Source organism: Micrococcus sp. HSID17227 (assembly GCF_003989405.1).
Lineage (GTDB): Bacteria > Actinomycetota > Actinomycetes > Actinomycetales > Micrococcaceae > Micrococcus > Micrococcus luteus.
In genome coordinates, this window is sequence record NZ_RBLN01000066.1 from 1 (window position 1) to 9,396 (window position 9,396).

At 72.7% G+C, this 9,396-nt stretch carries 10 protein-coding genes and 1 riboswitch; of the genes, 6 read left to right on the forward strand and 4 right to left on the reverse strand.

Annotated elements, in window-relative coordinates; genetic code table 11:
* The 4 genes from D8M29_RS05350 to D8M29_RS05365 all read left to right on the forward strand — a co-directional run.
* Window positions 1–263: hypothetical protein (locus tag D8M29_RS05350; RefSeq protein ID WP_148111523.1), on the forward strand; the 263-nt coding region annotated here is incomplete at its 5' end.
* A 19-nt stretch (window positions 264–282) separates the two neighbouring features.
* The gene (locus D8M29_RS05355; RefSeq protein ID WP_060973503.1) at window positions 283–864 is read left to right on the forward strand and encodes a thioesterase family protein; all 582 of its coding nucleotides are present in this window, start codon (window positions 283–285) and stop codon (window positions 862–864) included.
* 31 nt (window positions 865–895) lie between these two features.
* Window positions 896–2,890: an FMN-binding glutamate synthase family protein gene (locus tag D8M29_RS05360; RefSeq protein WP_169577814.1), complete on the forward strand. Its 1,995-nt coding sequence runs from the start codon at window positions 896–898 to the stop codon at window positions 2,888–2,890.
* A 116-nt stretch (window positions 2,891–3,006) separates the two neighbouring features.
* Window positions 3,007–4,230, forward strand: coding sequence for an MFS transporter (locus D8M29_RS05365; RefSeq protein WP_127445834.1), 1,224 nt, complete (start codon window positions 3,007–3,009; stop codon window positions 4,228–4,230).
* A gap of 63 nt (window positions 4,231–4,293) precedes the next feature.
* Here the strand turns inward: D8M29_RS05365 and D8M29_RS05370 are convergent, their stop codons facing one another.
* A complete protein-coding gene (locus D8M29_RS05370) occupies window positions 4,294–4,497 on the reverse strand; it encodes a cold-shock protein (RefSeq protein WP_010080175.1) in 204 nt (67 codons plus the stop codon).
* Window positions 4,498–4,735: 238 nt separating this feature from the next.
* Complete coding sequence (locus D8M29_RS05375; protein ID WP_036316175.1) at window positions 4,736–5,260, reverse strand: flavin reductase family protein; 525 nt, start codon at window positions 5,258–5,260, stop codon at window positions 4,736–4,738.
* 73 nt (window positions 5,261–5,333) lie between these two features.
* A riboswitch (SAM riboswitch) is annotated at window positions 5,334–5,453 on the reverse strand.
* Window positions 5,454–5,646: 193 nt separating this feature from the next.
* On the opposite strand from D8M29_RS05375, the gene D8M29_RS14140 reads away from it, so the two are divergent.
* The gene (locus D8M29_RS14140; RefSeq protein WP_231119479.1) at window positions 5,647–6,246 is read left to right on the forward strand and encodes a hypothetical protein; all 600 of its coding nucleotides are present in this window, start codon (window positions 5,647–5,649) and stop codon (window positions 6,244–6,246) included.
* 47 nt (window positions 6,247–6,293) lie between these two features.
* Here D8M29_RS14140 and D8M29_RS05390 read toward each other — a convergent pair whose 3' ends face one another.
* On the reverse strand, window positions 6,294–6,662 hold the full coding sequence (locus tag D8M29_RS05390) for an RNA-binding S4 domain-containing protein (protein WP_095347005.1): 369 nt from the start codon (window positions 6,660–6,662) through the stop codon (window positions 6,294–6,296).
* 10 nt (window positions 6,663–6,672) lie between these two features.
* On the reverse strand, window positions 6,673–7,989 hold the full coding sequence (gene hisD / locus D8M29_RS05395) for a histidinol dehydrogenase (RefSeq protein ID WP_127435311.1): 1,317 nt from the start codon (window positions 7,987–7,989) through the stop codon (window positions 6,673–6,675).
* Window positions 7,990–8,123: 134 nt separating this feature from the next.
* Between hisD and D8M29_RS05400 the strand changes: the two genes are divergently transcribed.
* On the forward strand, window positions 8,124–9,396 hold a 1,273-nt coding region (locus D8M29_RS05400), incomplete at its 3' end, for a mechanosensitive ion channel family protein (RefSeq protein WP_238693334.1).

The window sequence follows — 9,396 nt, forward strand, 5'->3', positions numbered from 1 at the left end:
CCCTCCTCCCGCCCGCGACGGAGGGCGGCGGCGACGCGCGGATCCGGCTCGTCGCCGACTGGACCGGCGACCGGGAGGCGGCCGAGGCGGCGCGGAGCGCGCTGCACGCGGCGCTCGGCGACACCCCCGACGTGGCGGTCTACGCTGGCCCCGTGGTGAGCGCCGGCGAGGTGGAGCTGCTGCCGTTCCTGCACGAACAGGCCGTGTCCGTGACCGCCCACCGGTTCGGCACGCCGGACCATCTGACCGAGGGGGTCCTGTGACCCCGAGGAGGAACCTCCGATGCATCTGATCCCCCGCACGATCTGGGTCGTCGCCCGCGCCCGCCGCCGCCCGCGCGCCGGACTCTGGGAGCCGACGACGCTGCCGATGCGCGCCCTGCCCACGGACGTGGACCTGGCCCTGCACGTCAACAACGGCCAGTACTTCGGGCTGTTCGACCTCGGCCGCTTCGACGCGATGGTCCGCACCGGCCTGTGGGACGAGATCCGCCGTCGCGGCTGGACGCCCGTGGTGCAGGCCGAGCAGATTGCGTTCCGCCGCTCGGTGACCCTGGGGCAGCGGTTCGACGTGGAGACGCGGATGATCGGCCTGGATGAGCGCGCGGTGTGGTTCGAGCAGCGCGTGGTGGTCGACGGCGACGTCGCGGTGCGCGCGTACATCTGCACGCGCCTGCGCAAGAAGGACGGCCGCCCCGTGGAGAACGACGAGGTCCGGGCGATCGCGGCGGCGGCCGGCCACGACCTCGCGGGGGAGCCGACGCTGCCGGAGTGGCTGCACGAGTGGCGGCGCAGCGTGGCCCTGCCGTCGGCCCGGACGCCCCTGCCCCACACGTGGGACCTCGACACAGTGCGGCGAGGATGAACGTTCGAGTGATATAGGGCACGATGGTCGGGTGAACAACAGACTCCTGATCGTCGCGACCCTCTCGCTGGCCGCGCTCGTCGTCGTGCTGGTGGCCGCCATCGGCGGCGGCGCGTGGTGGGTGCTGGCGGTGCTCCTGGTGGCGCTGCTCGTGCTCGCCGTGTGGGACATGACCCAGAAGCGGCACGCGATCCTCCGCAACTACCCCGTGCTCGGCCACATGCGGTACCTGCTGGAGTCGATCCGCCCCGAGATCCAGCAGTACTTCATCGAGCGCAACTTCGACGGCAAGCCGTTCGACCGGGACACCCGCTCGATCGTCTACGCCCGTGCGAAGGGACTGGACAGCCACAAGGCGTTCGGCACCGAGCGGGACACCTCGGAGATCGGCTACGAGTTCCTGTTGCACTCCACCGCCCCGGTCAACCCGCCGGAGGAGCCCCCCACGGTGCGGATCGGCGGCCCGGACTGCCGCCAGCCCGTGGACATCTCGCTGATGAACATCTCGTCCATGTCCTTCGGCTCCCTCTCCGCCAACGCCGTGGTCGCCATGAACAAGGGCGCCGGCCTGGGGGGGTTCATCCACGAGACCGGCGAGGGCGGCCTCACCAAGTACCACCGCGGCAACGGCGCGGACCTGTTCTGGGAGATCGGCTCCGGCTACTTCGGCTGCCGCAACGAGGACGGCACCTTCAGCCCGGAGAAGTTCGCCGAGAAGGCGGTGCTGCCCGAGGTCAAGGGCATCACCATCAAGATCTCCCAGGGCGCGAAGCCTGGCCTGGGCGGCATGCTGCCCAAGGAGAAGATCTCCCCCGAGATCGCCGAGGCCCGCGAGATCCCGATGGACAAGGACTGCCTGTCCCCGGCGTCCCACTCCGCGTTCCGCACCCCGCGCGAGATGGTCAAGTTCATCGAGCAGCTCCGTGAGCTCTCGGACGGCAAGCCGATCGGCATCAAGTTCTGCGTGGGCTCCCGCGTGGACGTGCTGGCCATGACCAAGGCCATCTGGGAGGAGCGGATCGCCCCCGACTTCATCATCGTGGACGGCTCCGAGGGCGGCACCGGCGCCGCCCCGCTCGAGTACTCGGACCGCGTGGGCACCCCGCTGACCGAGGGCCTCATGCTCGTGCACAACGCGCTCGTGGGCACCGGCCTGCGCCACATGATCAAGCTCGGCGCGGCCGGCAAGGTCGCCACCGGTTCGGACATCGTCAGGCGTCTGATCCAGGGCGCGGACTTCACCATGTCCGCCCGCGCGATGATGATGGCCACCGGGTGCATCCAGGCGCAGAAGTGCCACACGAACGAGTGCCCCGTGGGGGTGGCCACGCAGGACCCGCGTCTGATGCGCGCCCTCGACGTGGAGGACAAGGGCAACCGCGTCTTCAACTACCACCGCCTGACCGTGCGCGAGGCCGTGCAGATCATGGCGTCCATGGGTCTGACGCATCCGTCCCAGCTGAACACCCGCATGCTGCGCCGACGCGTGGACCACCTGAGCACCCGCTCGTACGCGTCCATCTACCACTGGCTGCGCACGGACGAGCTGCTCAACGACCCGCCTGCCGGCTGGGCCATGGACTGGGAGGAGGCGGACGCGGACCACTTCGGCGAGCACGCCCGCGTGGACTACCTCACCGAGCGCGACCCCGAGTGGCGCTCCGAGCTGCTGATCCCGGGCCGCGAGGCGGGCGGCGCCCCCGTGCAGGGCTCCCCCATCTCCGGGACGGGCTCCACGCTGGTCGACGCCCGGCAGACCGAGTCCGTGCCGCTGACGACGTCGCCGATGCCGCGCGTCAGCTCGCTGGGTGAGGGCGAGTCGCTGTGCACGCCCGGCGGCCGTCGTCGGGCCCCGCAGGATCCGGCACCCGCCGCCACCGCCGGCGAGACGCCCACCGACGAGAACGAGGGCCTGCCGGCGGAGGCCGGCGAGCGGCCCGAGCGCCAGGACGGCGAGGAGGTCACCCAGCGCGGGACCACCGGCCGCGTGGAGGGTGAGCACCGCGGCGAGGGCCGCGTCGGCTGACCTGTCCCCGCAGTCACCCCCGCTTTCGAGGCGGGAAATCCACCTCACACGACGCCCCCGGGCGCCCATGAAATAGATTTCCCGCCTCGTCGCGTGAGGGGTCGTAGCCTGGGGCCGTGACCCCGCCCGCCCCCGCCGCTCGCCGCCCCTCCGCGGCCCTGCTGTGGGTGCTGCTGGCGGCCATGGGCGCCGGCCCCCTGTTCAACTACGGCGTCTCCGCCTCCTCCACGGTCGTGATGGAGCGGCTCGACGTCACCTCGGGCCAGCTCGGCACCGTGATGACGGTCGTGTTCGCGGCGGCCGCCGTCACCTCCCTCGGCCTCGGCCGGGTCGCCGACCGCCTGTCCGCCCGCGCGCAGCTGAGCATCATCTTCGGCGGCACCGCCGCGGCGCTCGTGCTCGGCGCCGTCGCCCCGTCCCTGCCCGTGCTGTACGCGGCGGCCGCCGTCGCGGGCGTCACGCAGGCCATCTCCAACCCCACCACGAACCGGATCATCCGCACCGTGGTGCCGCCGGAGAGGCGCATCGGGTGGGTCGGGGTGAAGCAGTCCGGCGTCCAGGCGGCTCAGCTGGTCGGCGGCCTGTTCTTCCCGGCCGCGTCCCTCGCCCTCGGCTGGACGGGCGCCGCGTTGGGGGCCGCGGTGCTCACCGGGGCGCTCTGGGTGCTCGCCCTGGTCGCCGCCCCGCCGCTGCCCGGGGCGCCGCCGCCGGCCACCGGCCCCGTCGGCGGGCGACGACGGCGGGACACCTCGCCCCTGCCGGCCACGGTCTGGTTCTTCGCGGCGATCGCGTTCCTCACCGGCCTGGGCATGCAGGCCACGAACACGTACCTGCCGCTGTTCGCGGTCGAGACGCTGGGAATGACGCTCGTGGCCGGCGGCGCCGCGGCGGCCGTGTCCGGGGTGGTGGGGGTGCTCTCCCGGATCGGGTGGAGCCGGCGGATGAGTGCCGGAGACCGGCCCACCACCCTGCTGGCCGTGATCTGCCTGGGTGCGGTGGCCGGCGTCGTGGTGTTCCTCGCCGCGGACCTGCTGGACCTGCCGGCCCTGCTGTGGGTGGGCGCCGCGGTGCACGGCCTGACGGTGCTGGGCGCCAACGTGGTGATCAACGCGGGCCTGTTGAGCGAGGTGCCGGCCGAGCGGCTGGGCCGTGCGACCGGGGCGAACTCGATGGGCATGTACGCCGGCTTCGCCCTGGGCCCGCTGCTGATGGGCGTGCTGCGCGACGTCACGGGCGACTACCGGGCCGGCTTCGCGGTCGTCGCGGCCGGGTATCTGCTGGCCCTGGGCGTGGTGCTGCTGCTGCGTCGCCACGTGGGCCGGCGGGGCGTGGACGCCTGACACACGACGACGCCCCCGGTCCGTGTGGACCGGGGGCGTCGGAAGCCGTGCGTCAGGCGAAGATCAGAGCTTCGTCACGTTGGCGGCCTGGAGGCCCTTGGGGCCGTCCTGGGTCTCGAACTCGACGCGGTCGTTCTCCTGGAGCTCCTTGAAGCCGTTGCCCTGGATGGCGGAGAAGTGCACGAACACGTCCGCGGAGTTGTCCTCGGGGGCGATGAAGCCGTAGCCCTTCTCAGCGTTGAACCACTTGACAGTACCGACAGCCATGATGGTGTCCTTTCGATGTGCCCCCGCGGTGCGGTGGCGGTGTTGGACCGCGGCCCGGATGTGGGACGCGGGTGAAGCGGCGAGACTGAACCGCTTGCCCAACACTCATCGACGCCGGCGATGCCGGGCTGACGAGCAGTGAAGATGGCGGGATACAGCTTGATCAACTTCAGGCTCCATCATTGCACGGATCTCGCCGACCGGGAACCAGGGGCCCGATTGTTCACCTGGGGTTCGCTCAGAGCGCGCGCAGGCCGTGGAAGAGATTGCGGTGCAGGGCGGCCGGGGGAGCGGCGTCCGTGTGATCCGCGAAGGCCGTCACCTCCAGCAGCACCACCGTGTGGTCGCCCGCCGGGACCTCGGCGTGCACCCGCGTCTCGAGCCAGAGCGAGGAGCCCCCGATCAGCAGGGCGTCGTGCGGGCTGCGGTGCACGTCCAGACCGGCGAAGCGGTCGCCCTCGCGGGAGGCCAGCTGGCGGCACAGCGGCGTCTGGTCCGCCGCGAGCAGGGAGACGCCGATCGCCCCGGCCCGGCGCAGGCGCGGCCAGGTGCGGGAGCTGTTCTGCGCGGAGAAGGACACGAGGGCCGGCTCCCAGGAGATGCCCACGCCGAAGGACGAGGACACCATCACCTCGGGGACGCCGTCGGCGAGGCCCGCCAGCGCGACGACCCCGGTGGGGAATGCCGAGAGGCCGGAGCGGAGGTTGCCGAGGGACAGGTCGGTGTCCCACGCGGCGGTGTGGGGTTCGTGGGTCAGGGTCATGGCGCGCGTCCTCTTCCGATGACTGGCGCGGCTCCGCAGACGGCGGGAACGCGGATCGCCCGGATCCGCGGAGGCGCGGTACTTGCCCGTCGGGGTGTCCGAGGGGCCGAATCATCACCTGGAGCACCCCACTACTGCGTGAGAGGGTTGCCGTCCCGCCGGCCAGGGCCGTGAATGACGGGAACTCGTGATTCTGGGGATCAGCCTACGGAGGGGTCCGTGGGGTGGTCAAAGCGCGGCGGTCGCGCGGCGTCATCCGAGCTGCCCGATGTGATGCTTGACACACCGCGCATCGCCAGCCAGGATCAAGCCACTCGAGAGGGGGGACTCGAGACCGCAGCCCGCGGCCCCGCAATCGGTTCTCTGAGAGGGATCGGATCATGCGGATGGACATCGAGAAGAAGCGTGCGGCATTGTCGGCCGCCGTGGTCGTCGCGGCTCTCCTCGGTACCGCTATCTCGGGATGCTCCGCGTCCCCGGGCAGCGTCTCCTCCACCGCTGCGGCGTCCTCCGTCACCGTGACGTCAGCGGCCCCCTCGGCAACCCGGTCGGCCTCCGCCACCGGTTCGTCCGCGTCGTCACCCGCCGGTGAAGAAGCACTCCCCGCCGCGCTGTTCGAGGAGGACGGGATGACGTTGGTGGAGTACACGCGCCGGCATCCGGATGCGGACCATCTCGACCCGGAGAAGGAGTCCGTCCTGGAGGAGGCGGTCGGGACGGGCACACAGCAGATCACCGTGGACGCCCAACAGGGTGCGGTCCTTCGGGTCATCGTGCTGTGTCCTTCGGATGCCACCGGTGAGACGGAGATCCTGACCTCACGGGGTGGCGGGGGAACGAAGACCTGGATGGCCGGGTCGGAGGCGCTGTGCGGCGGCTGGTCGGCGGCGACTCCCCCCGTGGATGAGGCGGGGCCGATGACGTTCACCGTCACGGTGGACAATGACAAGCCGTTCCGGATGGTGCTGACCGCACCCTCCGCATGAGGCCGCCATCACGACGGCGGATGACGGCGCGGGGAGGACTGAGACGCTCAGCGTCGGTCGCGGCCGCGCAGCGCGTCCAGCTGCCGGCGGTCCCGCTTGGTGGGCCGGCCCGCGCCGCGCTCGCGGTACGGCACCGCGAGCAGCTCACGCGGCACGGGCGGCGGGGAGTGGTCCACGTACTGCTGCCGGGCCACGGGGGCGCCCACCCGCTTGGCGATCAGCCCCGTGACCTCGAGGATCCGCTCACCTCCGTCCTGGCGCACCCGCACCCGGTTCCCGACGACGACGGGCGTCGCCGCCTTCACGGGCTCGCCGTCGATGCGCACGTGGCCTGCGCGCACGGCCGCCGTGGCCGCGGACCGGGTCTTGTACAGCCGCACGGCCCACAGCCACGCGTCGATGCGGACGCCGCTCACGCCCGCCCCCTCACGCGAAGCGGGCGCGGATCGCGGCGCCGTGCGCGGGCAGGCGCTCGTCCTCGGCCAGCACGCCGATCCCGTCCGCGACCTCCTCGAGCCCGGTCTCCGTGTAGCGGATGCGCTGCTGCAGGCGCAGGAACGTCACGGTGTTCAGACCGGAGGAGTGCCGGGCCGTCCCCGAGGTGGGGAGCACATGGTTGGACCCGGCCGAGTAGTCGCCCAGCGGCACGGGGGCGTACGGGCCCACGAACACGGCGCCAGCGTTGCGGATGCGCCCCACGAGGGCCTCGGGGTCGCGCGTCTGGATCTCGAGGTGCTCGGTGGCGTAGCGGTCGGAGACCTCCACGGCCTGGTCCATGTCCCGCACCAGCAGCACGCCGGACTGCGGTCCGGTGAGCGCCTCACGCAGCTGCTCCTCGTGGAGCTGCCCGGGCACCTGCGCCTCGATCGCCGCCTGCACGTCCCGGAGCAGGTCCTCGGAGTCCGTGATGAGCACGGAGGCGGCCAGCGGGTCGTGCTCGGCCTGGCTGATCAGGTCCGCGGCCACCCAGTCGGCGCGAGCGGTGCCGTCCGCGATCACGGCGATCTCGCTGGGCCCTGCCTCGGCGTCCACGCCGATCACGCCCTGCAGCGCGCGCTTCGCGGCGGCCACATACACATTGCCGGGCCCCGTCACCAGGTCGACGGGCGCGCAGAGCCACCCGCCGTCGTCGTCCTTCACGCCGTGCGCCAGCATGGCCACGGCCTGGGCGCCGCCGGCCGCGTAGACCTCGTCCACGCCCAGCAGCGCGCACGCGGCGAGCACGGTGGGGTGGGGCAGGCCGCCGTGGTCCCGCTGCGGGGGTGAGGTCACCGCGAGGCTCCCCACGCCGGCGGCCTGCGCGGGCACCACGTTCATCACCACCGAGGAGGGGTACACGGCGCGGCCGCCGGGCACGTACAGGCCCACGCGGCCCACGGGGATCCAGTGGTTCTCCACGACGGCGCCCTCGCCGAGCTCGACCGTGGAGTCCTGGGGGTGCTGGGCGTCGTGCACGAGCCGGGCCCGGCGGATCGACTCCTCCAGGGCGGCGCGCACCCGCGGGTCGAGCCCGGCCAGGGCGGCCTCGAGCGCCTCCGCGGGCACGCGCAGGGCCGGCGGACGGACACCGTCGAACCGCTCAGCCAGCTCCAGCAGGGTCTGCTCGCCGCCGTGGCGGACCTGCTCGATGATCGGGGCGACCACCGGCACCACGGAGGACACGTCCACGTTCGCCCGCGGGATGATGCGGGACAGGTCCGCGGTGGCGGTGTCGAGCGGGCGCAGGTCGGTGACGGAGAGCACGGATTCCTCCAGAGGGGCGGCGGCGGGCCGGCGGGACGGGGCACGACGACGGCCGGGCCCGGACCGCGCGGACGGTCAGGCTCCATTGTGCTCTTCTCCGGGGTGCGTCCGGGGGCGGGTGTCAGACTGTCGTCATGGTCCTCCCCGTCCTGCCCGCCCTCGCGACCCCGCCCCTGCTGACCGCCCTGGACCGCCTCCTGGCGGGCGAGACCGTGCCGTCCGGGGTGGAGGGGGACATCCAGGACGGGGCGGCCGCCACCACCCGGGCCTTCGGCGTGGAATGGGGGACGCTGCTGACCGTGCTGATGGCGTTCGCGATCGGCGCGGCGGTCGTGTACCTGGCCCTGCAGGTGGCGCGCGTCGTGCTCGTGCGCCGCCCCGCGTTCCAGCACGGCGCCGCCCGGCTGAGCCTGCCGGCCGCCGTCGCCGCCGGCCTGCTGGCCTCCCGGATCTGGCTCGGGGTCATGGCCGAGGAGCAGACCTGGTACCGGCCGGCGTCGTTCCTGATGCTCATCGCCGTGGCCGCGGCGGGCGCGTGGGCTGCGTGGCGCCTGGTCGGCGTGATCGAGAAGGGGATCCTCGGCCGCTACCAGGAGACCAGCGTCGAGCACCGCCGCGAGCGACGCATCCGGACGCAGACCATCCTGATCCGGCGCATCCTCAACGCGGTGATCGTGGTGGTGGCCGTCGCCGTGGTCCTGCTGGGGGTGCCCGAGGTGCGCTCGCTCGGGGCCGGTCTGCTCGCCTCCGCCGGTGTGATCTCGGTGATCGCCGGCCTGGCCGTGCAGTCCACGTTGACCAACGTGTTCGCCGGCTTCCAGCTCGCCTTCACGGACGCGATCCGGGTGGGCGACGTGGTGGACATGGAGGGCGTGTTCGGCACCGTCGAGGAGATCACCCTGTCCAACGTGGTGGTCAAGCTCTGGGACGGGCGACGTGTGGTCTACCCGTCCTCGCACTTCACCACGCAGCCGTTCGAGAACTGGACGCGCGTGGGCACCGAGGTCTCCGGCGTCGTGGAGCTGGACGTGGACTGGCGGGTGCCGATGGACGCGCTGCGCGCACGGCTCGCGCAGCTGCTCGAGTCCACGGACCTGTGGGACGGGCGCGAGCACGCGCTGCAGGTGACCGACGCGACCGGCGGCGTCGTGCGCATCCGCGCCGTGGTCTCCGCCCGCAACTCCGGCGACCTCTGGGACCTGCGCTGCCTCGTGCGCGAGGACCTCGTGGCCTTCCTGCGCCACGAGCACCCCGAGGGCATCGTGGTGCAGCGCATGGTGGTCCGGCACCCCGCCCACGACGACGCGGCGCCCGCCTCCGAAGGCTCCGACGCGGGGGCCCGCGGTGGCGACCGGACGGGTGAGCCGGGCCCGGACGGCTCCGGGAGAGCGGAAGAGCGTCGCGTAG